This is a genomic window from Rhodococcoides kyotonense, from assembly GCF_001645385.1.
GTDB classification, from domain to species: Bacteria; Actinomycetota; Actinomycetes; order Mycobacteriales; family Mycobacteriaceae; genus Rhodococcoides; species Rhodococcoides kyotonensis_B.
The window spans coordinates 120,261-146,140 of record NZ_LVHI01000023.1; the positions used below are offsets into that span (position 1 = coordinate 120,261).

The window sequence follows — 25,880 nt, forward strand, 5'->3', positions numbered from 1 at the left end:
CCTATCGAACTTTGCCCATGACCGCGGCGGTGACAGCACCGTCGGCCACACGTACACGAATCTGTGTTCCGGGTGGGGCGTCGTCCACCGAACGCAGCACCTCGGGATCCTCGCCGGCGACCATACGCTGCACGACGGCGTAGCCACGAGCGAGCGTGGCTGCCGGCCCCAGCGTCTGCAGACGAGCACGCAGATGTTCGACGAGGGTGTCCTGCTTCGCCAGTTCGCGCAGCACGTCTCGTCGGGCCGCGTCGACGAGTCGCTGAATTTCCTCGCCGCGTCGATCGATGCCGGCGATGGGGTCCGCGAGCGCAGGCCGATGCCGGATCATCTCGATGCCGCGCGCTTCGCGGGCGACCCAGTTGCGCAGTGCTGCCGCGGTTCTCGCGCGCAGTTCGGCGACGAGATTCTGCTCGGCGACGGCGTCTGGCACGACGAGTTTGGCCGCATCCGTCGGCGTCGCAGCACGCAGATCGGCGACGTGATCCGACAGAGGGCTGTCGGGTTCGTGCCCGATCGCGGAGACGATGGGCGTCGTCGCCCGTGAGATCGCGCGACACAGAGCCTCGTCGGAGAACGGCAGCAGATCTTCGACGCTTCCGCCGCCGCGGGCCATGATGATGACGTCGACGCTGCCCTCGAGGTCTTTCAATGCGTCGCGAATCGCGGGAACCGCCGTCGGGCCTTGGACCGGTGTATGCCGAACCTCGAAGTGCACTGCAGGCCACCGTCTTTGCGCGACGGTGAGAACGTCACGTTCGGCGGCCGACGCGCGTGCGGTGATCAATCCGATCCGCTTCGGCAGGAACGGCAGCGGTCGCTTGAGTCGGGGGTCGAACAGTCCCTCGGCGGCGAGCAGCGCACGCAACTTCTCGATGCGTGCCAAGAGCTCACCGACGCCTACTGCTCGAATGTCGGTGGCGCGCAACGAGATCGTTCCGCGGCCGGTGTAGAACGACAGCTTGCCGTAGAGGATGACGCGTGCGCCCTCCGTCAGTGGAACGGGGGAGCGTTCGAGCAACTGCGGCGAACACGTGACCGACAGCGACATGTCCGCGGAAGGATCACGCAGGACGAGAAAGGCGGTGCGCGTGCCCGGACGCGCGTTGATCTGCGTCAGCTGGCCCTCGACCCAGATACTGCCGAGACGATCGATCCAGCCCGCGACCTTCATCGCGACCGTGCGTACCGGCCATGGCTGTTCGGCTGTACTCGCTGTCACTTGGCTTTCGCTGTGGTGATTCGGTTCTCGAGCATCGTCAGGAACGGAGCGCGAGACTTGGTGGAGTTCTCGTACGTCAGAAGTGTCTCCAGGTCGTCGAGCGACAACGTGCGCAGGCGGGCACGGAGCTGCGCGAGCGCAAGGGTGTCGTAGTCGACGAGTTCGACGATGTCGGGCTTCTCGGCCGTCACCGCGGGTTCGGGCTCCTCGGTGGCTTCGGCGGGAGGCGTCGAATACAGCGCGAAGCGGCCCGTCGCTGCGGGCGGTTCGTGGTCGGGGATGTCGACCTCACCGTTCGTGTCGTCCTCGTCGAACACCGCCCACGACGGCTGTTCCTCGTCCGGCGTGCCGAGGAGGGGGAGGCCTGCAATCGCCTGGTCACCCTTGATCGCCAGGGCTGTGACCTGCTGCTGGAAGCGCATCGTCGTCGCCAGCATCTCGCTGATGACGGTCATCGGCAGTGTCACGGCCGTGCTGGGGAGCTTGCGCGCCTCTTCGACGACGGTCACGGCCACACCTGCAGCCACGCGTGCGGCAAACGGGACACGAGTCATGGACACCAGACTGCCTGAAGACGGATGAATTTGGTAGCCGACATGCTCGGGGAGCGGAGTGCCCGCCGTTCCACACGTATCCTGTTGGTATGTCTTCGGCTGTTCCCTTGAATCTCGGTATCGCACGACCTGCGGGCGACGGTGCTGCGGCCTACTCAGGTGCAAAGCGTGTCCTCCTCGCCGAGCCGCGTGGCTACTGCGCAGGAGTGGACCGCGCCGTCGAAACTGTGGAGAAAGCACTGGAGAAGCATGGCGCTCCGGTCTACGTCCGCAAGGAGATCGTGCACAACCGCCACGTCGTGGAGACGCTCGCCGATCGCGGCGCGATCTTCGTCGACGAAACCGATCAGGTCCCCGAGGGGGCGCTGCTCGTGTTCTCCGCGCACGGCGTATCGCCTGCGGTGCACGCGTCGGCCGCGGAGCGCAACCTGCGCACGATCGACGCCACCTGCCCGCTGGTCACCAAGGTGCACCAGGAAGCCAAGCGGTTCGCCCGTGACGACTACGACATTCTGCTCATCGGGCACGAAGGCCACGAAGAGGTCGAGGGCACCGCGGGTGAGGCTCCCGATCATGTTCAACTCGTCGACGGTCCCGACGCGGTCGAGGGCGTCACCGTCCGTGACGAGAGCAAGGTCATCTGGCTCTCGCAGACCACGCTGAGCGTCGACGAGACCATGACGACGGTTGCGCGACTGCGTGAGAAGTTCCCGACTTTGCAGGATCCGCCCAGCGACGACATCTGCTACGCGACGCAGAACCGTCAGGTCGCGGTCAAGGCTATGGCGCCGGAATGCGATCTGGTCATCGTCGTGGGCTCGAAGAACTCGTCCAACTCGGTCCGCCTCGTCGAGGTCGCCCTTACCGCAGGTGCCAAGGCCAGCTACCTCGTCGACTACGCCAAGGAAGTCGATCCCGCCTGGCTCGACGGCATCAAGACCGTCGGCATCACCTCGGGCGCGTCGGTGCCGGAGATCCTGGTCCAGGGCGTCATCGATCTGCTCGCCGAACACGGCTTCGCCGACGTCCAGCCGGTCACGACCGCCAACGAGACGCTGGTCTTCTCGCTTCCGCGCGAACTGCGAGCGGCGAGGGCCTGACGCGCTTCCTCCTTCTACGCATCGATGGCCCGAGGCAACCGTCTACAGGTTGCCGCGGGCCATCGATGTTTCGGGCCTACGTGTCCTACGCGTCTCCGCGGTCCCGGTAACGCACCTGCGGCACAGGATGCGGCGGGATGTGCGCGCTGACGGGCGCGGCAGTTCTCGGCGCCGAGTACGGGTCGACCTCCGGAGGCCGGGGGACCCGAGGCTGCTGCGGCCGTGGTGCAGCCCGACGAACTGAATCCGACGCGTAGCCCCGCTCGGGCCGGTACGGATCCGCGGCAGGACGGTCGATTCTCGGCGCGACGTGGTCGCGCTGCGGTTCGCGTGACGCGTTCCGGCCAGGGGCGTTGCGATTGGCGCGTCGCGAGCGCGTCTCGGTAACAGCCGCGGACGCCGTCGGCGCGTCGGAGCGACGCTGCTTGGCCTGAGCCATGCGGGCCCGGTTCTCACGCGCACGGTCGCGAGTTTCCTGGGCGCGGTCGCGCATCGTGCGCTTGGCCGCACCTGCGGGCGCGTGCGAGTTCTGTCGTTTGAGGAACACCCTGAGTGCGCCGATGCCGAGCGCCAGCACCGTACCCAGCAGCATGACCGGGAATCGGTTGACGAGAGGAATGGCGACGTTGAGAAGGATGTCCTTCAGGCTGGTCCCGGGATTCTCGGTGAAGTACTGGTACGACAGCGGCACCGCGACGAACAGAATCAGCGGCGCCTGCACCATCGCGGTGAACAGGCCTCGATAGCGGACGAGTAGCGCCGCGACGACGACACCGATGATGTACAGGCTGGAGAACGCAGAGGTCAGCTCTGTTCCGCGGGCCGCGTCGAGGACGAAGCCGAGGAAAGTTGCGCCGCCGGCGATGGCCACTGCCCCCCACGCAGGCACGCCGGGCACGGTCGCGAAGGCTGAACGCTGATCCAGCGGTACCCCGGAGCGGGCACGTTGGGAGGTAGACACCCCTCGAGGTTAGCGGCTGTTCAGCCCACCGCGTCGTCGACGTGCCCGAACGATCGGCTCGGGTACGACGAATCGGACAGTCTGGGGCGTGCGTCGACGCGTCGAACGTCGACGACATCACCGTCGAAGAGCTCGAGTTCGTGAAGTTTGCGGGCAGTCACTCCGACACGCGAGTCGACGGACGACACCGTCGAGTTGAAGGACTCCACCGCCTTGCCCAAATGCCCTCCCAGCTTGTCCAGATGCGACGCCACGGTGCCGAGCCGGGAGTAGAGCTCGCGACCGAGTTGCTGGATGCGTGCCGCGTCCTCCGCGAGCGACTCCTGCTTCCACGAGTACGCAACCGTGCGGAGCAACGCCACCAACGTGGTGGGGGTGGCAAGAATCACGTTTCTCGTGAACGCATATTCCAGGAGCGACGAGTCCGAGGTAAGCGCAGCATCGAGGAACGGGTCTCCCGGGACGAACAGCACGACGAACTCGGGAGTCGGTTCGAAGGAGCGCCAGTATTCCTTCGCCGACAACTGATCGACGTGGGTGCGCAGGTGCCGAGCGTGGCGTGTCAGCTGCCTGGCGCGCGCGTCGGGATCTTGTTCCTGCGCCGCGTCCAGATAGGCGGCGAACGGGACCTTGGCGTCGACGACGATCTGCCTGCCGCCGGCCAGGTGCACGATCATGTCGGGTCGAATGCCCTCGCGGCTGACCTGCGTGTCGAAATCGCAGTGCTTGACCATTCCGGCGAGTTCGACGACCCGCTCGAGCTGCATCTCGCCCCACCGGCCGCGGATCTGCGGTGCACGCAGCGCGGTGACCAACTGAGACGTCTGCGTCGACAGATCTACCGATGCGCGGTGCATTCCCGACACCTGTTCGGTCAACCCGGCATAGGCGCGAATGCGGTTGTGCTCGACCTGACGAACGTGCTCGGTGAGAGCGTCGACCGCGTCGTGCAGCGGCTCCACGAGGCTGGACACCTGCTGGCCGATGACACCGGAATGCCTGCGTGCCGAATCCTCGTTGACGGCCGCGAGCGAGCGACGCAGCAGCGCCTCGTTGTCGCGCAGCGCGGCCAGCTGAGCCTCGGCACGGACGGCACGATCACCGACGCGCTGCGCATGCATCAACCAGCCGAGCGCGCCGCCGAGTGCGAAGGCGAAAGCCATTCCCAGTGCGGTGAGTACGTTCATGGCGACGATGATGCACCGGGGCACCGACAGGTTCGGCTCGGAGCGCCGCCCGAAGTTTGTCGGTGGCAGCCGATACCGTCGTTCCCATGAAGATCCTGCACACCTCGGACTGGCACATCGGACGCACGTTCCACGGCGTCGATCTGCTCGCCGACCAGGCTGCGGCGCTGAGCGCGATCGCGGAACTGGTTGCCGCGCAGGGCATCGACGTCGTCGTCGTTCCGGGTGACATCTACGACCGCGCGGTGCCGAGTGCCGACACGGTGCTGGTGTGCAACAGGGGCCTCGAGGCCATTCGAGCGGCAGGCGCGGTCATCGTGGCCACGTCGGGCAATCACGATTCGCCCGCCCGCCTCGGTGCGGGTGCAGCTTTCGCCGCTGCGGGCGGCCTGCACTTGATGACGCGCGTCGGTGACGTCGACCGTCCGGTGGTGCTCGACGACGACTTCGGACCCGTCGCGTTCTACGGAATTCCTTACCTCGAACCGGAAACCACTCGCCTCGAACTCGACGTTCCCGCGGCGCGCACGCACGCGGAGGTACTGGACGCTGCGATGATCCGTGTTCGCACCGATCTGGATCGGCGTCGCGCCGACGGGTCCGCTGTCCGATCCGTCGTTCTCGCACATGCTTTCATCGTCGGTGGTGAAGCGACGGGATCCGAGCGCACCATCTCGTCGGGTGGCGTCGAAACCGCTCCTGCATCGGCGTTCGACGGCGTCGACTATGTGGCGTTGGGCCACCTACATTCTCCGCAGACGCTGAGCGAGCGCGTGCGTTACTCGGGTTCTCTGCTGCCGTACTCGTTCGGCGAACGCAGTCACCGCAAGGCGGTCTGGATTCTCGAACTCGACGCCGCCGGTCTCGGTACCGTCGAGCGGGTCGACCTTCCGATCGTGCGTGGCCTCAGTCAACTTCAGGGCACCGTCGAAGAGCTGCTGAGCAGCGACGAGTTCGCAGATGCCGAAAAGCATTACGTGTCTGCGGTTCTCACCGATCCGGTGCGTCCGGTCGATGCCATGCGGTCGCTGCGTACCCGCTTTCCGCATGCAGTCCATCTCGAATGGGTTCGCCCGGTGAACACGTCGGAGTTCACCTACCGTGACCGAGTTCGTGGGCGCACCGACATCGACATCGCGACGTCGTTCGTCGCCGATATGCGCAGCGCGCCGACCTCGCGCGAAATCGGTTTGCTGGAGCGCGCTTTGGCGTCCGTGCAGCGTGACGACGTAGCCAAGGACGAGAATTCCAGCGTCGACCACGACGCGTTGTTCGGGCGTTCCGCGTGAGGCTCCACCGGCTCGAGATCACAGCCTTCGGTCCGTTCGGCAAGACCGAGTGCGTCGACTTCGATGCGCTCGGCGCGGACGGATTGTTCCTCCTGCACGGTCGGACCGGCGCGGGCAAGACAACTATTCTCGACGCGGTCGCATTCGCGCTCTACGGCACGGTTCCCGGCGCGCGCCGTGACGGCAAGAGACTGCTGTCGGATCACGCGGCGGACGGCACCGCGCCGTCGGTGACGCTCGAAGCCACACTCGGCGGCCGACGCGTCAAGATCGTCCGCAGTCCCGAGTACTTCCGGGCGAAGAAGCGCGGAACCGGCACCACCAAGCAGAACGCGAAGGCGTCGCTGACCTGGCTCGACGGAAGTGGTCAGAACCTGACGCGTCTCGACGAGATCGGCGAGGCAGTCGGTGCGGCGCTGGGAATGAGCGCAGACCAGTTCTTCCAGGTCGTGTTGCTGCCGCAGGGAGAGTTCGCCCGTTTTCTGCGCGCGGACAGCGACGAGCGCGGCAATCTGCTCGAGCGATTGTTCGACACCGCTCGATTCGGCGACGTCGAGCAGTGGTTCGCGGAGCGGCGTCGGCTGAGCGCGGCCGAGCTCGAATCGTCGTCCATCGCGATCGACAAGTTGGTCGGCAAGATCTCCACCGCCGCGGGGGAGCCCGAGCAGCTCGATCGGCAGCCGGTCGAATGGGCTACCGAGATTCTCGAGAACAGCAGAGACGCATTTCGATCGGCTGCGACAGCTCTCGCGTCCGCCCGCGCCACGTCCGACGCTGCCGTCGCAGCTCTGGGCCGTCTCGAATCCACGGCAACAGCGCAGCGGCGACGCGACGTCGCACAGCGGCAGTTGTCGGAATTCCAGGCAACGGCCGCCGAGCGTGAATCGATGCGCCGCGAAGTCGAACTGTCCGCGGCCGCCGGTCCGGTTGCAGCACTGGCGAAAGAGTGTGCGACGGCCACAGCCGCGCATGTCGAGGCGATGCGCTCGGTCGTCGAGGCGGGTCGTTCGCTGTCGGCGGTGCCAGGCTCGGAAATCGTTCTCGCGGAGCATGATTCGGATACTTCGGACCTCGCCGCCGTGCGCACTGTCGTCGCACGTGCCGTGCGTGAGTGGACAACCCAGGTCGGAGTCCTCGACGAGCTGCGGTCCGTCGAACGGCGCGCGGACGCAGACGAACGCATCGCCGACCAGTTGGCGCAGCAGCACGACGCCGTGGAACGGCGAATCGACGAGCTCCAGCGCGCACGTGACGCGCTGCCCGAGGCCATCGAGACGGCCGAGCGCGCCGTGGACTCGGCCGTGCACGCATCGGCCGAGATCGCGACGCTCGAGAGTGCATCGGCGCGCGTCGCCGAGGCAGTACGCGCGGCGATCGAACTGAAGAAGAAACGCGCTGCGTTGGCGAAGTCGGAGAAGGCGCTCGATGCCGCACGCACGACGCACAACGACGCTCGCGAACTGTGGCTGGACCTGCGGGAGCGCCGCCTGACGGGCATGGCCGCAGAACTGGCTGCATCGCTGATCGACGGTGAGGCGTGCGGTGTGTGCGGCTCGACGGCCCATCCGAATCCAGCGAAGATTGCCGAGACCACCGTCACCGAAGCCGACGAGGACGCCGCAGCGAAGAACGAGCGCGCGACGGCGGCCACCGTCGACTCGTGCGCCGCAGAGGTCGCGACTATCCACCGCACGATCGAAGGCCTGGTGCAGGCGTCGGGCGATCGCGACAGTGCAGGCCTCGCAGCCGAACTCGACTCGGTCACAACCGCATTGACCGCAGCGCGACGCGAAGCCGATGCGTTGGCGCCGCGACGTGCACGCCTCGACGAACTCCGATCGGAGGATCAGCGCATCGCGACCGTCGTCGCGGAACAGCGATCGGAGGCCGCGGCACTCGTCGCGAGGCGGGAGCAGATCGTGCAGGCCGTCGCGCAGATGCGGGCCAGAGTCGCGACCGCGATCGGTGCAGGCGGCGACAGCATCGACCAGCGCACCCATCGTTTGGACCAGCTGATCCGTCGCTCGACCGCGTTGCTCGACGCGCGCGTTGCCTCCGCAGATGCCGCAGCCGCCGCAGCAACGCTCTCCCGCAAACTCGACGATCTCGTCTCCGAGTCGGGGTTCGCCTCGGCAGAAGACGCCGCGCACGCGGTGATCCCCGCTCGGCGTGCAGCAGACATCGAGCAGCGGCTGCTGTCGGCCAACGACATTCGCGCGCACGCGGAACAGGTGTTGGCCGAGCCGGCCATCGCCGCTGTGATCGGCACCGAACCCGTCGACACGCAGCCGGCACGGGCAGCGGTTGTCCGCGCAGCCGAGGAACTCGACGCCGCGGTCGCCGTGCACGCCGAGTGCAGACGCAAGACCGAACAGGTCGAGGAGTTGACAGCTCAGCTGTGGGCTGCCGTCGATCGTGCAGCTCCCATGCGTGCCAAGCACGACGAACTCGCCGCACTTGCCGACGTCGTCGCCGGTCGCGGGCAGAACGCGCGCAAGATGTCGCTGCGGTCGTATGTGCTGGCGTCGCGGCTCGAAGACGTCGCCGAGTCGGCGTCGATCCGGCTGCATCGCATGTCGGGTGGGCGCTACGAGTTCGTCCACTCCGACGAAGCGGAATCGCGCGGTCGCCGTGGAGGATTGGGCCTCGACATCCGTGACGACTACACAGGCGTCGTCCGTTCCGCGAAGACGCTGTCCGGCGGCGAGTCGTTCCTCGCCTCGCTCGCACTCGCCCTCGGCCTGGCCGACGTCGTCGCAGCCGAATCGGGCGGCGTCGTACTCGACACGATGTTCATCGACGAAGGGTTCGGCACACTCGATGCGGACACACTCGAATCGGTGATGGGCGTCCTGGACGAACTACGGGCAGGCGGACGCGTCGTCGGCATCGTCAGTCACGTCGACGAGATGCGGCAACGCATTCCGAGCAGGCTGCACGTGGTCCGTGAGCGAGTAGGGTCGCGAATCGAGTTGTTCGCGGCGTCCTGACTATTTGTCGATCTTCGCGTCCTTGTTGTTGCCGTCCTCGTCGGTGACGAGGTCCTCGGTGTCGGGTGCCTCGTCCTCGAGTTGGCTCCGGTCGGCTTCGACGGAGCGTTCGTCAATTTGCTCGGATACGTAGCGGATCAGGACGGCAGCGACGGCCGCAGCGGGAACGGCGAGGAACGCGCCGATGATGCCGAACACCGAACCGCCGCCGGTGACCGCGAGAAGCACGATCGCCGGGTGCAGGTTCATGCTTCGGCTCTGGAGGATCGGTTGCAGCACGTTGCCTTCGAGTTGCTGCACCGCGATGATGATGACCAGCACGATCAGGGCGGTCGTCGGTCCGTTGGCCACGAGAGCGACCAGAACCGCGAGGGCGCCTGCGACGAACGCACCGACGATCGGGATGAAGCCGCCGAGGAAAGTGATCGTGGCCAACACGAGGGCCAAGGGGACGCCGAGAATGACGAGTCCCAGTCCGATGAAGAAGGCGTCGATGAGGCTGACGATTGCCTGCGTGCGAATGAATCCGCCGAGCGTCGCCCACATGCGGGCCAGGATTTCGGCGAGGTGCTTTCCGGCGCGACCGCCGGCGAATCCGTGCAACCACGGGATGAACTTCACGCCGTCCTTGACGAAGAAGAACGTCAGAACCAGCACGAGTGCGAGTGTCACGAGGATCGAACCTGCGGCGGACACTCCCGTGAACACGCCGGACGCAATCGCCGTGCCGCTCTCCTGCAGTCGTGAGGTGATGGCGGAGACGGCGTTGTCGATCTGCTCGTCCTGCAAGTTGACCGGCGGGCCCTTCAGCCAGTCCTGCACCTGGGACACACCTGCCGACGCCTTGTCGACCAACTCGGGAGCGGAGTCGACGACCGACGGCACGATCAACGTGATGATGCCGCCGATGACGAGGAAGAACACGACGAGCGACAGCGTCGCTGCGAGCGCGGCAGGGAAGCCGACGCGCAGCATCCACTTGGTGGGCGGCCACAGGACCGTCGCGACGATGATCGCGAGCAGCGCGGGCAGAATGACGACCCACAGCGCCGAGATCAGCCAGCCGAGCACCCATGCACCCGCCGCGACGGAGACGAGAATGAGTGACCATTTGGCCAGCCACATTCCGCCGACGCCGATGAGATCGCCCCGATCGCGCCCGGTCCTCGGTGTGGGCGCTGCCTGTTCCGTCACGTCGGTAAGTCCTTTTCCCCGGCTGCAGTCACTGTTGCTACACGTGTGACTCTAATGTCTTCGGTCGGGCGCCTACCCACCTGCGCCAGGGTCAACCCCGCTCGTGGGCGAGCAACCATTCCTTCGCAGGCAGGCCCCAACGGAATCCGCCGAGCGCGCCGCCGATGCGCAACACCCGGTGACACGGCACGAACAGCGCCGCAGCATTGCGTGCGCACGCCGACGCTGCTCCCCGGATCGCAGTGGGGCGTCCGGACATCGCCGCGAATTCGGAATAGGTGACCGGCGAGCCTGCGGGGACGGTACGGAGGATTTTCCACGCATGCACGAGAAATTCACCGGACGTCTGGGCGACGGGGACGTCGTCGACAGCTGCCAGATCGCCGCGGTGATACTCGTCCACGGCCTTCGTGACACTGCCGAGCGTGGGGGCCGGCCGGATGTCCACCGGTCGTAACGATCGATGGACGAGTGGCACGAGATCGTCGACGGTCGCGGTCCATCCGGACGCGAGTACCACGCCCGCGTCGTCGACGATGGTGGTGAACGGGCCGATCGGGGTGTCCGTGATGGCGTAAAGCGCGGTCATAGTCCTCTTCTTTCGAGTGCGACGTTCCAGAGATGCATCGACACGTACGAGCGCCACGGCGACCAACGCTCCGAATCCTTCAGTGAGACGCCGAGCGCGTCGGCGCCCTGACGGACGACGAGATCGGTGTCCAGCAGAACATCGGGGTCGGCCAGGAGGCGCATGACGACGTAGCGCGCTGTCCACGGTCCAATTCCTCTCAGCGCCAGCAGTTCTCGTTCGAGCTCGTCGGCTGCTCGCGCGGAATGAAGAACGATCTTGCCCGACGCCACCGCGTCGGCCACCCCGATGATCGCTCGGACCCGGTTCTTCGGACCGGTGAGAACCTCGTGACCACGTTCGGCGATGACGTCGGCATCAGGAAAGAGGCGCGTGACGGTACCGCCTGCCGGATCCTCGATCGGCGTGCCGAGTGCGTCGACGAGTCGCGCAGTGTGCGTCGCCGCGGCACGCAACGAAATCTGCTGCCCGATCATGGTGCGCAGCAACAGTTCCGGACCGTCGGCGCAGCCGAGCGCGCGAATGCCCGGCCGAGACTCCACATGCGGACGCAGGTGCGGATCCTCGGCGAGGGCGGCGTCGACGGCCTCGGGGTCCGCGTCGAGATCCAGTAGGTGCCGAATGCGCGCGACGGCGGGGGACAGGTCACGCATGTCCTGCAGGCCGAGCGTCGTGTCGACGTACCCGTCCTCGATACGCAGTCCGACGATGCCGTGGCCGTGGGGCAGACGCAGGGACCTGCGGTAGACGCCGTCGTCCCATGCTTCGATACCCGGTACGACGTGTGCTTTCAGGAACCAGTTCAGCCAGGTTCGATCGAGCGGGCGGCGGTAGGGGAGACGGAGCGTGACGGTTCCATTGCTGGACAACGTCGTTCGCTTCTCCGCTTCGGTTCGCAATTCCGTCGGATTGGCGGCGAACACCTCGCGCACGGTGTCGTTGAACTGCCGGACGCTGGAGAATCCTGCGGCGAAGGCGATATCGGTCATCGACATCGCCGTCGTCTGGATCAACGTGCGGGCCGTGTGTGCGCGATGGGCTCGTGCGAGGGCGAGTGGCCCTGCGCCGATTTCGGCACCGAGTACCCGCGTCAACTGTCGCGTCGAATAGCCGAGAGCGTCCGCGACCGCGTCGACGCCACCGCGCTCGACGGCCCCGTCGGAGATCAGCCGCATCGCGCGCGACGTCAGATCGGAGTGGACGTTCCAGCGCGGTGAGCCGGGGGTGGCGTCGGGCTGGCAGCGTCGGCACGCACGAAATCCGGCTTGCTGCGCGGCGGCCGCCGTCGGCATGAACTGCACGTTCTTCGCCTTCGGCGTGGTGGCCGGGCACGACGGGCGGCAGTAGATGCCCGTCGTGCGCACGGCCGTGAAGAACTGCCCGTCGAAGCGGGTGTCCCGTGCCGAGACGGCCCGGTAGCAGCGATCGAAGTCCAACTCCATGGGTTCCACTGTGTCACCGGTGGAACCGTCGCCGCTAGCGGAAATCCGCCATCAGCGTCAACAGCAGCGGGCGCCTGGGTTGGCGTCGGCTTCCGCGTAGCGGTCCCGCCAGTACTGGCGTTCCGACGGGATCGGCTCGCCCGGGTGTGTTCGACGCATGTGCGCGACGAACCGCTCGTAGTCACGGTCGCCCATGACCGACGTGAGCCACCACCAGAGTCCACGCATGTCAGTGATGCCCCGCGTGTGCGGCGCCGGGAGCGCGGACGGTGCCGTCGGCGATCAGCTTGTCCCAGTCCTTCTGGATTTCCTTCTCGGCCGCGGTGGGAATGAAACCCGAGGGGCCGAAGATCTTCGAGGGGACGGCCGGTTCCTCGTTGTCGGGCAGGTCGTCGACACGAACCGCTTTGATGCACACCAGAAGTCCGACGACCGCGACGATCAGTACGAGCACCGCGAAGATGATCGACAACGTGCCCTGGATGAACGTGTTGCGGATGACGGCGTCGATCGCCTCGGCGGATTTGGCGGTGCCGAATTCGGTGAGGTCCTGATTCTTCGCGTCGACGAACTGCGCATGCTGCGCCCAGTAGCCGATGGCCGGGATGTCGGAGAAGATCTTCTGGTACGACGCGGTCATCGTCACGATGAGGTCCCACACCAGCGGAACACCGGGAATCCACGCCCATTTGAACAAGCGACGCTTCATGACGATCGTCAGGACCACGGTCAGTGCGATGGCGGCGAGCAACTGATTCGCGATGCCGAACAGCGGGAACAGGGTGTTGATTCCGCCGAGGGGATCGGTGACGCCCATGAGCAGAATGGCACCCCATGCCGCGACGACGATGAACGAGCAGAGCCATGCACCGGGACGCCACGACGGGTCCTTGAACTTCTTGGCCGCCGAACCGGGCAGGTTTCCGATGCTGTCGGACAACATGAATCGCGCGACACGGGTACCGGCGTCGACCGTCGTGAGAATGAAGAGCGCCTCGAACATGATCGCGAAGTGGTACCAGAACGACTTAAGACTTTCGCCGCCGAACACTTGGTGCAGCACTTCGGACATGCCGAATGCCAGCGTCGGGGCGCCACCGGTGCGAGAGATGATCGATTCCTCGCCGACGTCGGCCGCGGCCTGGCTGAGCTCGCCCGCACTGATGTCACCGCCGCTGAGGCCGAGTCCGTTGACGTAGTCGGCAGCTGTTTCCGGGGTGCCGCCGGTCAGCGTCGCGGGAGCGTTCAGAGCGAAGTAGATGTGCTGATCCAGGACACACGCGGTGACGAGTGCCATGATCGCCACGAACGACTCGGTGAGCATGCCGCCGTAGCCGATCATCCGCATCTGCTTTTCCTTCTCCAGCAGCTTCGGCGTCGTGCCGGAGGAGATAAGAGCGTGGAAGCCGGAGAGCGCACCGCAGGCGATGGTGATGAACAGGAACGGGAACAGCGATCCGGAGAACGCGGGTCCGTTGCCCTCGGTGGCGAACGACGTCATTGCTGGCATCTGGATCTCGGGACGTGCGATCAGGATGCCGACCGCGAGAAGGGCGATGGTGCCGATCTTCATGAACGTCGACAGGTAGTCGCGGGGTGCGAGCAGCAGCCAGACCGGGAGGATCGACGCGGCGAGACCGTACGCGATGAGGCACCACGCGACGGTGACCTTGGACAGTGTGAACCAGTCGGTGCCCCAGTCCGTTTCGGCAACCCATCCGCCCGCGACGATGGCGAAGAGCAGGAGCGCGACGCCGATGATCGACACCTCGGACACCTTGCCCGGACGTAGGAAGCGAAGGTAAACGCCCATGAAGAGAGCGATCGGGATGGTGAGAGCGATCGAGAAGACGCCCCACGGACTCTCGGCGAGTGCGTTGACGACGACCAACGCCAGCACCGCGATGATGATGATCATGATGACGAAGACGCCGATCAGTGCGGCGATACCGCCGACGACGCCGAGCTCGTCGCGGGCCATCTGACCGAGGCTGCGGCCGCGGCGACGCGTCGAGATCCACAGGACGAGGAAGTCCTGCACTGCACCCGCGAAGACGACACCGATGATGATCCACATCGTGCCCGGCAGATAGCCCATCTGAGCTGCGAGGACGGGTCCGACGAGAGGGCCGGCTCCTGCGATGGCCGCGAAGTGGTGGCCGAACAACACGCGACGATCCGTCGGCATGTAGTCCTTGCCGTTCTCGAGGATCTCCGCGGGAGTGGCACGGTCGTCGCGCGGATGCACGATCTTGTTCTCGATGAGCCTGGCGTAGAAGCGGAACGCGATGATGTACGTGCACACCGCGGCGATGACGAACCAGACGGCGTTCGGATTCTCACCGCGGATGATGGCGACGATCGTCCATGCCACACCGCCGAGTAAACCGATGAGTACGAACAGAACTCGCTTGGCCGCGGTCATCGGGGTCTTGTCGACGACGCCGACCGGCGGTAGATCGTCGTCGGTCTTCAACAGCTCGATGTGTGGACTTTCGGACGCGGTTGCTGTCATCGAAAAGCGCTCCTCGCAGACGTGCTTGTGATCGAGCTCACTGTAGACCTGGCGGGTGACAAGTTCGCGAAGGGGCGGAGGCCGCTGCGTTCAAAGGTGGTGACGATGCGCCGAATGGTTCGCAGCAGAAACGAACCGTTCGGGATGTAGCGCGCGAAAACGTCGTTTGCCCGTATTACAGTGCCTGCATGACGGACCCGAACCAGTCCTATACAAGCCAGTCGTACCCCGGCCAGACGTACCCGCAGTACACGCCGCCGCCACCGCCCCCGACGAACGCCGGGTGGGCGGTTGCCGCGGTCATCTTCTTCTGGCCGCTCGCATTCTCGGCCTTCACGCATTCGTCGAACGTCTACCCGAGATGGGCGATGGGCGATTTCCAGGGGGCGCAGTACGCGTCGGACAGGGCGAAGAAGCTCGGTCAGATCGCCCTGTGGATCTGGGTCGGATTCATGGCTCTGTTCGTCGTCTTCTACATCGTGCTCTTCGCGACGTTGGCCAGCGCGTCGAACAACTGGTAGGTCGCTTCGCGACCCGTGCGCGCGAATGTACAGCCGGCTGTACATTCGCGCGCACGACGGGTGTCGGGCTGGTTGGACCAGGGAAGTAGACTCCATAGACCGTGAGCCTCACCCTCGGAATCGTCGGACTGCCCAACGTCGGCAAGTCCACCCTTTTCAACGCGCTGACCAAGAACGACGTGCTGGCTGCGAACTACCCGTTCGCGACCATCGAGCCCAACGTCGGTGTCGTTCCGCTGCCCGATCCGCGGCTCGGCAAGCTGGCCGAGGTGTTCGGTTCCGAGAAGGAAGTTCCTGCGCTCGTGTCGTTCGTCGACATCGCCGGAATCGTCAAGGGTGCCTCCGAGGGCGCAGGACTGGGCAACAAGTTCCTCGCGAACATCCGTGAGGCCGACGCCATCTGCCAGGTCGTGCGCGTGTTCGCCGACGACGACGTCGTGCACGTCGACGGCCGGGTCGACCCCTCCGCCGACATCGAGGTCATCGAGACCGAGCTCGCGATCGCCGACCTTCAGACGCTGGAGAAGGCGATCCCGCGCGTCGAGAAGGAAGCGCGGATCAAGAAGGATCGCAAGCCCGCGCTCGACGCCGCGATTGCAGCTCAGGCCGTGCTCAACGACGGCAAGACGCTGTTCTCGGCGAAGGACAAGCTGGATTTCGAATTGCTGAAGGAATTTCAGCTTTTGACGACCAAGCCGTTCCTGTACGTCTTCAACGCCGACGAGAGCGTGCTCACCGACGACGTCAAGGTCGCCGAGCTGGCCAAGTCCGTCGCCCCGGCCGATGCTGTTTTCCTGGACGCGAAGATCGAGTCGGAGCTGCTCGAGCTCGACGCGGAGTCGGCTGCCGAGTTGCTGGAGAGCGTCGGACAGACGGAGCCGGGTCTCGACGCCTTGGCTCGCGCCGGCTTCCACACCCTCGGCCTGCAGACCTACCTCACTGCAGGCCCGAAAGAGGCGCGCGCGTGGACGATTCACCAGGGCGACACCGCACCTCAGGCGGCGGGAGTCATCCACACCGACTTCGAGCGTGGCTTCATCAAGGCCGAAATCGTCAGCTTCGACGACCTCATCGAAGCGGGCTCCATGGCGTCGGCCAAGGCCGCGGGCAAGGTGCGCATGGAGGGCAAGGACTACGTCATGGTCGACGGGGATGTCGTGGAGTTCCGCTTCAACGTCTGACGGTCCCGAAATTTACCCTCCCGTTGTGCGGGAAATCCCTGCTGAACCGCACAACAGAAGGGTGAATTCTCGTCAGGAACTCCGTGTCACCGGAATCCACAGCTCACCTGTCCCGGAGGTCCAGTCGTCGCTCGACTGGGTGACCGTCAGGATCTCCGGGCCCGGCACCACCTCGTACGGGTTAGACGGGAACCATTCGCCGAAGGCGTCGGCCCACAGTTGCTGCAGAGCGAGCTGAAAGTTGTTCTCGCTGTGCGCTTCGAACACCACCCACGTCGACGCGGGCACTGCGAGCGAGTCCCAGTCGTCGTGGTTCGTCGTCGACGCGACGGCGAAGTAGTAGTCGAACAGACTGCCGTCGGCGCGGTCGGATTCGAATGCGGTGCTGACGAACAGGATTTCAGGGAGTTCTTCGACGTCGGCACACGCTTTCAGCCGTGCCCCGGTGCCCTCGGGCAGGCTGCGGTGGAACTCCGTCATGGCGGGATTCGGCCCGCTGTACACCAACGGAATTCGGGTTCTCCGGCCGACGATGTGGAATTCGGGTAGGTCGACGATGCGGTAGCGCATGGTGCTCCGTCCTTCGATGGTGAGGTGAAACGACAGTGCTTGCTGCGAACGAAGGACGGCGCCCGGACGACGAGCCTGCGACGGCGTCATGCCGTTCATCTGACGGAACGCCCGTCCGAAGGCATCGCTCGACGAGTACCCGTACCTGACCGCGACATCGAGAATCCCGTCCCCGCTCAGAATGTCCGCTGTCGCCAACGTCATTCGGCGCGCGCGGATGTACTGGGCCAGTGACATACCGGCAAGAGCCGAGAAGACGCGTCGGACATGGTATTCAGACGTCAGCGTGATGCGGGCCAGTTGCTCCGGATCGATCTCACCCGCAAGGTTGTCCTCGATGTAGGCGAGTGCGTCGTTCCAACGTTCGAGCACGTCCGATCACCTTCCTTCGTTCTGCCGACAACGATAGGAGCGCGAGCCCGGCAGTTCTCGACAATTCTTGCCTCGAAAAGTCGGCTACTTCCCGCGCAGGCGCTTCTCCAACGGCGTCGGGAAGCTCGGAACGACCGCGGCCCCGTCGAGCAGATCGGTGATACGCCCTGCCTCGGCGTCGATCGCGCGAGAGTCGTTGTCCTCGAACAACTCCGTCACCACCTCACCCGCAGGCGTGACTGCCCAACCGCCGACGATGCGGCCGTCGGACCAGATCGTCGGGCCGATGTTGCCGAACGTGTCGAACAGCGGTTTCATGTACTCACCGAGGTACCAGTCGCGGTGCTTCCACCCCATGGGCGTCGGATCCAAGGCCGGTAACAGCATGATTCCCGACGCGTCCTCGTCGAATGCAGTGTCCGACAACATGATTCCGTCACCCGCTTCCAGCGCGACGTCCGCCGTGTCGAGTCCCGCCAGCGCAGCACGTGTCTGGGTCTTGTTCCACCCGGTCCACCACTGCAGGTCGTCCATCGTCGCGGGACCGAAGACCTCGAGCCACCGATGTGCGAGATCGCGGCGGGCCTGTGCCTCGTCGACGTCGGGAATGCCGCCGGGCCACCACTCGTCGATCGGCGCCCATGCGTGCCGACGCGATGTCCAGGCGCCCCGAGGCTCGACGCGCACCATCTTCCCCTCGGCCGCCATCATCGTCAGCACCTGGGAGGTGACATACCTCTTGACGTCGTAGACCTTGTCGGTCGTGGGCAGAATGGCCGTCTTCAACAGCGTTACCGCACTGGACAATTCGGCACCGGTCGCGGATCCGACCGATCGCAGATGCGTCATCGTCTCCTCTTCGGTCTGCGCGAGCCATGCGGCGACGTCGTCGAGGACGGGCTCGGTGGGGAGCGTCGACACCTCCTTGATCAAGCGTGCCCGCATCGTCTTCGCGACGCCGACGCTGGCCGCGGCATGCACGGTCGGCACGTCGTCGTGCGCGACCACGAACAGCGTGCGACGCATGGCCATGATGCGGACGAGCGAGCGCCGGTCGTACATCGCGGCGCGGACGTCCTCGACGGTCAGTGACCGCGCACGCGCGAGGACCGACAGATACACCGACGCGGGGTCCGTCGCGTGCAGAGCGAACAACGAGGAAACCACGTCTTCCGGTGACCCTGAATCGGCGAACTGACGTGCGACGAGTCGTGCTCGGCGCTGCGCATCGGTGATCTTCACCCGAACAGTGTGACGGCATCGATCAGGAATCGAGAAGTACTCGAAGCCGTGTCCCTTTTATCCTGATCCGCATGGCGACCATCCTCGACGACATCACGCTCGACGCAGCGGACACTGCGGCCGCGCACTCGTTCTACACATCGGCGCTCGGCGCGGAGGCCAAGCACGGCAGACTCGACCTGCACGGAACCGCCGCAATCCTGATCGGCGACGCTACGACCCCGCCGACGGGCTTCCGCGGCTACACGATGTCGTACATCGTGAAGCAACCCACCGAGGTCGAGACGGTACTTTGCAGCTGCTGCAGCGGGTGGCGCGGAGATTCTGAAGCCCGCCAAGAAGATGCTGTTCGGGGCGTTCTCCGGGGTGTTTCGCGCACCCGACGGATCGATCTGGAAAGTTGCAGCGCCGACGAAGAAGGACACCGGACCCTCCCAGAACCCGCCCGTCCCGACCGAGACCGCGGTCCTATTGGCTGTCGACTCACCCAAGGCGTCGAAATCGTTCTACCAGGCGCTCGGCCTCACCACGGACCGCGATTACGGCAACAAGTACATCGATTTCGCGCCGGCCCCCGGCGGCTACCGGCTCGGCTTGATGCAGCGGAAAGCACTGGCGAAGGACGTCGGCGTCGACGACGGCGGTTCGGACGCACGGGGCGTCGTGTTCGGGATTCGCGTGGAGACGTCGTCGGACACGCAGCGGCTGGTGGATGTAGCCGTGACGGCGGGTGGAACGGTCACCGGAGAGGGGCGCTTCCTCGATCCCGACGGCCATGCCTGGGTCGTCACCGCGCCGTAAGTCCTATGATTCATGACGTGGCTCTCCCCGAGACGGCACGCCGGATCCTTGCGGATCTGCCGGACCATCGACGCGCAACGTTCGAACTCCGTCTCGAGCGGTGGTGGCCGGATCTGCACGACGCCGTGACGACCCTGTATTCCGATCCCGACGACGTGGCTGCCGCGCTGGTGACCGTCGCGGCCCGGGGTTTCGTGCAGCGTCCCGACGATCTTCATCGGCTCGATGATCGCCGTTTGCTGCAGCCCGACTGGTTCCAACGGCCCGACATGTTCGGCTACGCCTGCTACGTCGACCGGTATGCGGAGACGTTGAAAGGCATGGGGGACAGGCTGGGTCACCTGACCGACCTCGGCGTCACCTATCTGCATCTGATGCCGCTGCTGAAACCGCGCCCCGGAGACAACGACGGCGGCTATGCCGTCATGGACTACCGCTCGGTGCGACCGGATCTCGGAACCAACGACGACCTGCGTGATCTCGCGACGACGTTGCGCGGCAAGGGAATCAGCCTCGTCGTCGATCTGGTGCTCAATCACGTTGCGCGTGAACACGACTGGGCGGTGAAGGCGCGAGCCGGCGACGCGTCCTACCGTGATTGGTTCCACATCTATCCCGATCGCGCGACGCCCGACGCGTTCGAGGCCACGCTGCCGGAGGTGTTTCCGGACTTCGCGCCGGGAAACTTCACGTTCGACGACGAACTCGGGCAGTGGGTCTGGACGACCTTCAACGAATGGCAGTGGGATCTGAACTGGTCCAACCCGGCGGTGCTGCTCGAATTCGCCGACGTCGTCATCCATCTGGCGAACCTTGGCGTCGAAGTGCTCCGGCTCGACGCCATCGCATTCCTGTGGAAACGGCTCGGCACCAACTGTCAGAACCAGCCCGAGGTTCATGCGATCACCCAGGCGCTGCGCGCCACCGCGCGGATCGCCGCGCCCGCCACGCTGTTCAAGGCCGAAGCCATCGTCGGGCCGCGAGATCTGTTGCCGTACCTGGGTCTCGGGCGGCACACCGGGAAAGTCTCCGACATCGCGTATCACAACAGTCTGATGGTGCATGTCTGGTCGATGTTGGCCTCGGGCAGCGCCGATCTCGCGCGTCACGCGCTCGGATCACTGCCGCCGACGCCGCCGAGCGGCACCTGGGTCACCTATGTGCGCTGCCACGACGACATCGGATGGGCCATCGACGACGGCGACGCGGCGGGCCGCGGCATCACCGGCGCGGGGCATCGGCATTTCCTGGCCGATTGGTACTCCGGCGAATTCGAAGGATCCTGGGCCGAAGGAGTTGTGTTCCAGCACAATCCAGCGACAGGTGATCGACGCATCAGCGGTACTGCGGCTGGGTTGACCGGACTCGGGCCGTCGCGGAAGGATCCCGACGGGGCATTCGCGCGAATCTTCCTCGCGCACGCGATCGTTGCCGCGTGGGGCGGCATCCCCGTCGTCTGGAGTGGCGACGAGATCGGGTCTCCGGGCGATGTGGACTGGGCGAGCGAGCCGGGACACGAGGACGACAATCGGTGGATTCACCGGCCGCGCGTCACCGACACCGATCGGGCCGGTCGTGTCGACGAGGGTTCCGACGCACAGAGAGTGTTCGACGGCATCGCCCGCATCGCGGCAGTGCGCGCAGGGCTTCCCATGCTGCATGCCGAAGCGCCCGTGGAAGTGCTGAGCGATGTCGACGACGGTGTGCTGGCGATCGCGCGTCGGCATCCGAGTGGAACGCTCGTCGGGCTGTTCAACGTCACCGGTGAGCATCGGCCGTTCCCGGGAGCGCGGTTACGTGAGCTCGGAGTCGCCCCGCGTGAGGTGCTGTCTCAGCACGAACTCGTCGAGTCCGACGGTCTGCTGTGGATCCCGCCGTATGCGGCATGGTGGATCGTCTAGATTCGTTAGCCCTGCTCAGCGTCGGTGACGGAGAGGCGTCCGCGTTATTTCCCTGTTACCCTCCCACCCGAAGGTCGGTCGGAACGGACGAAAAGGGATTGCTGATGTTCTCTCGTGCCCGCAGCATGTTGCTGGGACTCGTGACCGTATTGATCGCTGCGTTCGGTGCCGTGTTCGTGGGTACGGGCGTCGCGCAAGCAGACTCCACTCTCGTCTACGTGCACTCCGACGCGATGAACAAGGACATCCCCGTCAAGGTTCTGACGGCGGCGGGCGGCGGCCCGGCTCCGACGATCTACCTGCTCGACGGACTCCGCGCGCCCGACGACAACAACGGCTGGCTCATCGAGACCGACGTCGAACAGTTCTTCGCGGACAAGCACGTCAACGTCGTCATCCCGTTCGGTGGTGGCGGAACGTTCTACACCGACTGGCAGCAGCCCGACCCCAAGCTGGGCGTCGTCAAGTGGGAGACCTTCCTGACGCAGGAACTGCCCCCGGTCATGGCTGCGCAGTTCGGCAGCGACGGCGTGAACAACGCAGTCGCGGGCCTGTCGATGAGCGGCACGTCCGCGCTCAACCTGGCAGCCCACCACCCCGACTTCTACAAGGCAGTCGCGTCGTTCAGCGGCTACCCGTCGGCGAGCAGCCCCGGCTACGCGCAGGGCATCCAGGTCTCGGTCGGCGAGATGGGCGGCAACGCTCGCAACATGTGGGGCGCATGGCCGTCGGACGCGTGGCGCTACAACGACCCGCTGCGTAACGTCGGCGCGCTGCGCAACACCTCGGTCTTCGTCTCGGCAGGCACCGGTTCGCCGCTGACCGATCCGACCGTCAACCCGGTCAGCGCCCAGTTCGACCCGGTCAAGTTCGCGCAGATGGTTCCGCTCGAAACGGCGTCGGGCCTCAGCAGCCGCGCCTACGTCGCAGCCCTCCGAGCAACAGGCAACAACCCCGAGGTTCGCATCACGGGCACCGGCACCCACTGGTGGAACTTCTGGGAAGAGCACCTGCACGACGCCTGGTTCACCACGTTCGCACCGGCGTTCGGGCAGTAAAACTTCTGCATGAATGGCGCTTTCAAGCTGACAGATAGCTTGAAAGCGCCATTCATGCGTTCGGGGTCGGTTGCCGCCTCCGCATCGATGGCACACCACAACCGATAGACGGTTGCCACGGACCATCGATGCCGTCAGGGTAGAGGCCATGACCGCACCCAAGATCGACGTCGACTACACCGTCCTCGACTGCCCCGACACCGAAGCGCTGGCCACGTTCTACGCCAAGGTGCTCGGATGGGACCTCGCCAGAAACGACGGCGGCTGGGCGGTACTGCAAGGTCCGGGCGAGCTACGGCTCGCATTCCAGAAGGCGCCCGACTTCACCCCGCTCGACTGGCCGTCGGACGGCATCAAGATCCACCTCGATCTCGTCGTCGACGACATGGAAGCGAGCGAGAAGTACGTGCTCGGACTGGGAGCGACGAAACTCGAAGGCAACGAGAACCATCCGGGGTTCGCAGTGTTCCGCGATCCGGTCGGCCACATCTTCTGCCTGTGTCGGCGCGACTGATTATCATTCGCGCATGAGCACCTTCCTGGTAGAGCGCACCACCACCATCAGCGCGTCACCCGAGAAGATCCACGAACTGATCGACAACTTCCGTAACTGGAAGAGCTGGTCTCCGTGGGAGGGTGCGGATCCGGATCTGCAACGCAGCTACGCCGGGCCCGAGCGGGGAGTGGGCTCGTCGTACGCGTGGGTCGGCAACCGCAAGGCCGGCGCGGGCAGCATGACGATCACCGACTCCAAGCCGGGGCAGATCGTGAAGCTCGATCTGGTGTTCACCAAACCGTTCAAGGCCACGAACGTCACCACGTTCACCATCGATCCAGGGCCGAACGGATCGGAGGTCACCTGGGCCATGACGGGTGAGAACAACCTGTTCTTCCGGCTGCTGGGCAAGGTTTTCCCGATGGACAAGGTCGTCGGCAAGGACTTCGAGAAGGGTCTCGCTCAGCTGAAGGCCCAGGCCGAGTCAAGCAGCTAACTCGTACTGACAGAACGTGGCCTGTACCTGCAGCCACTGCGCGAGGATCTGACACCCCGTCAGGCCGCTGCTGTCGAACGGCTCCGTCGCGTAGGCGATGTGGCGATTGCCGGACGGGTTCGACACCGTGATGCCGTGCCACGTCAGTGTGCACGGCAGGTACCCCCTGAGCTCGTCGGTGGCCGTGCGGATGCGTCGGACATCCCGCATCCATTGCCGCGGTGACACCCGGGTGCGGCCTGCGTTCTGAAAACCGTTGCTGCGCAGCAGAATACACAGCGCACGCAGCCAGGTCTTCAGTGTGCGAAAAGACATGTAATGGGTCAGGTCTGCGATGTCACGGATGTAGCTGTCGGCGCTGGCGTTGCAGATCATGTCCTTCGGATGGCCGACCCACGTCACGGACACGCCCTCGGGGAGGCCCGGACCCGCGCCTGCGACGCCACTGCCGTCGCACTCGGCGACGACGCCTGCCGGCTGCTGCGGATCGGAGATCAGTCCGGCCGCGACCACCGAACCCGTCTCGATCTCGCCTGACGCCATCCGGCCCAGCACCGCACGCACCACCGAGCACCCTTGCGAATAGCCGATCAGAGCGACCGGTCCGTCGGTTGCCTCGATCGCGGCGATCAACCGGCGCACGCCCGCCTGCGTGCTCTGGCCGTAGCTCAATCCGCCGACCGCAACGGGACCGTACGACGCCGGGTAACCGACCCACCGTGACGTGAATCGGCTGTCCAGATTGTCGGTGACGCAGCGCAGAATGCCGGTCACGGCCGTACGACGGTCGGCTGGATGCGATTCGCCGGTCCCACCCACTGCCAGAACTGTCATCTGCGTCATGAACACGATCCTGGCCGACGAATCTGAGACGAGCACGTCCGCGAATCTGAGAAGACTCTGGCAACCGTCAGAGCGCCCGTGCCACATCGTCGACGGCCTCGTCGAGCAGTGACGCATAGGCATCAGGGTCCGGTACCGCGGATTCCGACGACGTGACGCCGAAGGTCACGACGTCGCCGATGCCGTGCACGCCGTGCGTCAGGCTCATGACGGGGGACAGCGCAGGAAAGCCGGCGGTGAAGCGCACCGGACCACCGCCGAGTGTCAGGTCGGCAGGTCCGCGCGCAACGGAGGAGACGACGGTGTTTCCAGTGACCGACTCGGGCACGGCGGTGGCGTCGAACTGTCGGATGCCCCAGCGCAGCAGGACCGCGGGCACCATCTCCGTCGCGCGGGCCTGCGCTTCCATCGCGGGATGCTCCGCGCGGACGCGTCGGGCATCGAGGGACTCGGCGATGCGTCGCGCCCGGACGCGTATGTCGTCGACATCGGGAAACAGGTCGACGCCTGAGTTGCGAAAGTGGTTGTGCGCGTGCCGGTCGCCACTCTTGGCGAGAGTCACTTCGGCGCCGAGTTCGGCAGGGACCGCGTCGCCGTGCAGCGCGAGGTAGCGCGACAGCGCAAGCGACACGGCCGTGAGCGCCCCGACGGTGACGGTGATCGGACCGCGCGCCAGGTCGGTGCGGTTCCGTACGACCGTGCGTACCGACGTCGTACCCCTCGGTGCCGTGTTGACACGCGTTCTCGGCCGCCCGGGGGCCTGCGGTGGCACCCGACCCGCCGCAGTGTCGTCACGAAGAAGCTGCTCGAACTCCCGGGCTCGACGGGCTCGCGTCAGAATCTCCACCGGCCCGAGTCGCCGGTGCGGCGGAATCGATATCGGTCGCTGCTCCCGATCGCCGAGCAGGCGTCGTGCGAGAGCCGACGCGACGCGGCCGTCGCCGAGGGCATGCGAGAACTGCAGCACGACGACGAGCGCTGGCCCCGCGCAGCGAGGCGCGTCGGACACACTCTCGAAAAGGTGTATCCGCCATGGTTTTCGGGAGGCGTCGACCTGATCTGCGAACAGTGCGGCCACTGCCGACAGGCATGCATCCCATCCGCCCGGACAGCCGTGGTGCACGACGCCCTCGACGCCGGCCGGAGTTCGGACCGTACGCGGGTAACCGAGACGCGACTCCTCGATGCGTAGGTTCAGCTCGTCGATTCCACGAGCTGCATCGACCAACTGGCCCAGCACCCCGTCGGCCGCGGCCGACGACTCGAAACAGAACAGCAGGAACTGGTCGTTCGGGATGACGGAAGACATCCAGTACGTCTGGGCATCGGTCGGGTGCAGACGTCCGAGCATCGGCC

23 protein-coding genes are annotated in these 25,880 nt (G+C 65.7%); 10 read left to right on the plus strand and 13 right to left on the minus strand.

Annotation, left to right across the window (positions count from 1 at the left end):
- Position 1: 1 nt before the first annotated feature.
- Positions 2-1,222 (minus strand): exodeoxyribonuclease VII large subunit, encoded by a 1,221-nt coding sequence (gene xseA, locus A3K89_RS16445; RefSeq protein WP_068427861.1) that lies wholly within the window; start codon positions 1,220-1,222, stop codon positions 2-4.
- Positions 1,219-1,776 (minus strand): lipid droplet-associated protein, encoded by a 558-nt coding sequence (locus A3K89_RS16450; protein WP_068427864.1) that lies wholly within the window; start codon positions 1,774-1,776, stop codon positions 1,219-1,221. Before A3K89_RS16450 ends, xseA begins: the two co-directional genes overlap by 4 nt.
- A gap of 89 nt (positions 1,777-1,865) precedes the next feature.
- Between A3K89_RS16450 and A3K89_RS16455 the strand changes: the two genes are divergently transcribed.
- Positions 1,866-2,876, plus strand: coding sequence for a 4-hydroxy-3-methylbut-2-enyl diphosphate reductase (locus tag A3K89_RS16455; RefSeq protein ID WP_068427868.1), 1,011 nt, complete (start codon positions 1,866-1,868; stop codon positions 2,874-2,876).
- A gap of 85 nt (positions 2,877-2,961) precedes the next feature.
- Here A3K89_RS16455 and A3K89_RS16460 read toward each other — a convergent pair whose 3' ends face one another.
- Together A3K89_RS16460 and A3K89_RS16465 are read right to left on the minus strand one after the other, a co-directional pair.
- Positions 2,962-3,765: a DUF6542 domain-containing protein gene (locus A3K89_RS16460; RefSeq protein WP_254303558.1), complete on the minus strand. Its 804-nt coding sequence runs from the start codon at positions 3,763-3,765 to the stop codon at positions 2,962-2,964.
- Between the two features lie 92 nt (positions 3,766-3,857).
- Positions 3,858-5,024 (minus strand): DNA recombination protein RmuC, encoded by a 1,167-nt coding sequence (locus tag A3K89_RS16465; protein ID WP_068429014.1) that lies wholly within the window; start codon positions 5,022-5,024, stop codon positions 3,858-3,860.
- An 86-nt stretch (positions 5,025-5,110) separates the two neighbouring features.
- Here A3K89_RS16465 and A3K89_RS16470 point away from each other — a divergent pair, with 86 nt between their 5' ends.
- Entirely contained in the window at positions 5,111-6,313 is a 1,203-nt protein-coding gene (locus A3K89_RS16470) for an exonuclease SbcCD subunit D (protein WP_068429016.1), read from the plus strand.
- Positions 6,310-9,303 (plus strand): AAA family ATPase, encoded by a 2,994-nt coding sequence (locus A3K89_RS16475; RefSeq protein WP_068427873.1) that lies wholly within the window; start codon positions 6,310-6,312, stop codon positions 9,301-9,303. Before A3K89_RS16470 ends, A3K89_RS16475 begins: the two co-directional genes overlap by 4 nt.
- Here the strand turns inward: A3K89_RS16475 and A3K89_RS16480 are convergent, their stop codons facing one another.
- The 5 genes from A3K89_RS16480 to A3K89_RS16495 all read right to left on the minus strand — a co-directional run bounded on the left by A3K89_RS16480 (position 9,304) and on the right by A3K89_RS16495 (position 15,043).
- Positions 9,304-10,497 carry an AI-2E family transporter gene (locus A3K89_RS16480; protein WP_068427876.1) on the minus strand — a complete coding sequence of 398 codons (1,194 nt, stop codon included), beginning with the start codon at positions 10,495-10,497 and terminating at the stop codon, positions 9,304-9,306.
- 91 nt (positions 10,498-10,588) lie between these two features.
- On the minus strand, positions 10,589-11,086 hold the full coding sequence (locus tag A3K89_RS16485; protein WP_068427883.1) for a methylated-DNA--[protein]-cysteine S-methyltransferase: 498 nt from the start codon (positions 11,084-11,086) through the stop codon (positions 10,589-10,591).
- Positions 11,083-12,528, minus strand: coding sequence for a DNA-3-methyladenine glycosylase 2 family protein (locus tag A3K89_RS16490; protein ID WP_068427886.1), 1,446 nt, complete (start codon positions 12,526-12,528; stop codon positions 11,083-11,085). The genes A3K89_RS16485 and A3K89_RS16490 overlap by 4 nt, the downstream gene beginning before the upstream one ends.
- A gap of 57 nt (positions 12,529-12,585) precedes the next feature.
- Complete coding sequence (locus A3K89_RS25515; RefSeq protein ID WP_084423844.1) at positions 12,586-12,756, minus strand: YbdD/YjiX family protein; 171 nt, start codon at positions 12,754-12,756, stop codon at positions 12,586-12,588.
- Between the two features lies 1 nt (position 12,757).
- Entirely contained in the window at positions 12,758-15,043 is a 2,286-nt protein-coding gene (locus A3K89_RS16495) for a carbon starvation CstA family protein (protein ID WP_068427889.1), read from the minus strand.
- A gap of 188 nt (positions 15,044-15,231) precedes the next feature.
- Between A3K89_RS16495 and A3K89_RS16500 the strand changes: the two genes are divergently transcribed.
- Both A3K89_RS16500 and ychF read left to right on the plus strand, forming a co-directional pair.
- The gene (locus A3K89_RS16500; protein ID WP_068427891.1) at positions 15,232-15,564 is read left to right on the plus strand and encodes a CD225/dispanin family protein; all 333 of its coding nucleotides are present in this window, start codon (positions 15,232-15,234) and stop codon (positions 15,562-15,564) included.
- Between the two features lie 101 nt (positions 15,565-15,665).
- Positions 15,666-16,745: a redox-regulated ATPase YchF gene (gene ychF, locus A3K89_RS16505; protein ID WP_068427894.1), complete on the plus strand. Its 1,080-nt coding sequence runs from the start codon at positions 15,666-15,668 to the stop codon at positions 16,743-16,745.
- A gap of 72 nt (positions 16,746-16,817) precedes the next feature.
- On the opposite strand, the gene A3K89_RS16510 is transcribed toward ychF, so the two are convergent.
- Together A3K89_RS16510 and A3K89_RS16515 are read right to left on the minus strand one after the other, a co-directional pair.
- Positions 16,818-17,687, minus strand: a complete 870-nt coding sequence (locus tag A3K89_RS16510; protein ID WP_068427896.1) for an AraC family transcriptional regulator — start codon at positions 17,685-17,687, stop codon at positions 16,818-16,820.
- Between the two features lie 84 nt (positions 17,688-17,771).
- Positions 17,772-18,929: a winged helix DNA-binding domain-containing protein gene (locus A3K89_RS16515; RefSeq protein ID WP_068427899.1), complete on the minus strand. Its 1,158-nt coding sequence runs from the start codon at positions 18,927-18,929 to the stop codon at positions 17,772-17,774.
- 342 nt (positions 18,930-19,271) lie between these two features.
- Here A3K89_RS16515 and A3K89_RS26180 point away from each other — a divergent pair, with 342 nt between their 5' ends.
- From A3K89_RS26180 to A3K89_RS16540, 5 genes are all read left to right on the plus strand, one after another.
- On the plus strand, positions 19,272-19,730 hold the full coding sequence (locus A3K89_RS26180; protein ID WP_068427903.1) for a VOC family protein: 459 nt from the start codon (positions 19,272-19,274) through the stop codon (positions 19,728-19,730).
- A gap of 17 nt (positions 19,731-19,747) precedes the next feature.
- Positions 19,748-21,631 (plus strand): alpha-amylase family protein, encoded by a 1,884-nt coding sequence (locus tag A3K89_RS16525; protein ID WP_068429019.1) that lies wholly within the window; start codon positions 19,748-19,750, stop codon positions 21,629-21,631.
- A 104-nt stretch (positions 21,632-21,735) separates the two neighbouring features.
- A complete protein-coding gene (locus A3K89_RS16530; RefSeq protein ID WP_068427906.1) occupies positions 21,736-22,689 on the plus strand; it encodes an alpha/beta hydrolase in 954 nt (317 codons plus the stop codon).
- Positions 22,690-22,837: 148 nt separating this feature from the next.
- Positions 22,838-23,203 carry a VOC family protein gene (locus tag A3K89_RS16535; protein ID WP_068427909.1) on the plus strand — a complete coding sequence of 122 codons (366 nt, stop codon included), beginning with the start codon at positions 22,838-22,840 and terminating at the stop codon, positions 23,201-23,203.
- Positions 23,204-23,216: 13 nt separating this feature from the next.
- A complete protein-coding gene (locus tag A3K89_RS16540) occupies positions 23,217-23,681 on the plus strand; it encodes an SRPBCC family protein (RefSeq protein ID WP_068427912.1) in 465 nt (154 codons plus the stop codon).
- On the opposite strand, the gene A3K89_RS16545 is transcribed toward A3K89_RS16540, so the two are convergent.
- The gene (locus tag A3K89_RS16545; RefSeq protein ID WP_068429021.1) at positions 23,670-24,524 is read right to left on the minus strand and encodes a PE-PPE domain-containing protein; all 855 of its coding nucleotides are present in this window, start codon (positions 24,522-24,524) and stop codon (positions 23,670-23,672) included. The two genes, A3K89_RS16540 and A3K89_RS16545, sit on opposite strands and share 12 nt — an antisense overlap.
- A gap of 67 nt (positions 24,525-24,591) precedes the next feature.
- A complete protein-coding gene (locus tag A3K89_RS16550) occupies positions 24,592-25,875 on the minus strand; it encodes a WS/DGAT domain-containing protein (RefSeq protein WP_068427914.1) in 1,284 nt (427 codons plus the stop codon).
- Between the last annotated feature and the right edge of the window lie 5 nt (positions 25,876-25,880).